1 protein-coding gene is annotated in these 1,132 nt (G+C 69.6%); it reads left to right on the top strand.

The genetic code is table 11. The features are described 5' to 3' along the window. A partial coding sequence (locus JJL56_RS32770) for a UDP-glucose dehydrogenase family protein (RefSeq protein ID WP_200487939.1) occupies positions 1–1,132 on the top strand: 1,132 nt, incomplete at both ends.

Genomic DNA, 1,132 nt, shown 5'->3' with positions numbered 1-1,132 from the left:
GGAATTCGGCGTTCAGGTGTGTTGCGTCGACAAGGACGCCGGCAAGATCGACCGCCTGAAGCGCGGCGAGATCCCGATCTACGAGCCGGGCCTGGACGAGCTGGTCGCGCGCAACGTCGCCGCCGGACGCCTGTCCTTCACGCTCGACCTGAAGGAAGCCATGGCCGGCGTGGACGCCGTGTTCATCGCGGTGGGCACCCCGACCCGGCGCGGCGACGGCCATGCTGACCTCTCCTACGTCTACGCCGCCGCCGAGGAGATCGCCGCCAACCTCGACCACTACACCGTGGTGGTCAACAAATCGACCGTGCCGGTCGGGACGGGCCGCGAGGTCGAGGCGATCATCCGCCGCACCAACCCGACCGCCGAGTTCGACGTGGCGAGCAACCCGGAGTTCCTGCGCGAAGGCTCGGCCATCGGCGACTTCATGCGCCCCGACCGCGTGGTCATCGGCACCTCCTCGGAGCGCGCCGCCGAGGTGATGCGCCGGCTCTACCGGCCGCTCTACCTGATCGAGACGCCGATCGTCCTGACCTCGCTGGAGACGGCGGAGCTGACCAAGTACGCCGCCAACACCTTCCTGGCCGCCAAGATCACCTTCATCAACGAGATCGCCGACCTGTGCGAGAAGGTGGGCGCCAACGTCCACGACGTCGCCCGCGGCATCGGGCTGGACGGGCGCATCGGCAAGAAGTTCCTCCACCCCGGCCCGGGCTACGGCGGCTCCTGCTTCCCCAAGGACACGCTGGCCCTGGTGCGCACCGCCCAGCAGGTCGGCAGCCCGCTGCGCATCATCGAGACGGTGGTCGACATCAACGACAAGCGCAAGAAGCAGATGGCCGAGCGCATCGTCGCCGCCTGCGGCGGGTCGGTGGCCGGCAAGACCGTCGGCGTGCTCGGCGTCACCTTCAAGCCCAACACCGACGACATGCGCGACGCCCCGTCGCTGGACATCGTCCCGGCGCTCCAGGCCGCCGGCGCCACCGTGCGCGCCTTCGACCCCGCCGGCATGCACGAGGCCGAAAAGCTGCTGCCCGACGTGCAGTGGGCGCAGGACGCCTATGGCGCCCTGGAGGGGGTGGACTGCGTCGCCATCCTGACCGAATGGAACGAGTTCCGCGCGCTGGACCTG

It is taken from the genome of Azospirillum aestuarii, from assembly GCF_016632405.1.
In the GTDB taxonomy this organism is placed as follows: domain Bacteria; phylum Pseudomonadota; class Alphaproteobacteria; order Azospirillales; family Azospirillaceae; genus Azospirillum; species Azospirillum aestuarii.
This window is presented reverse-complemented; position numbering and strand designations above follow the sequence as displayed.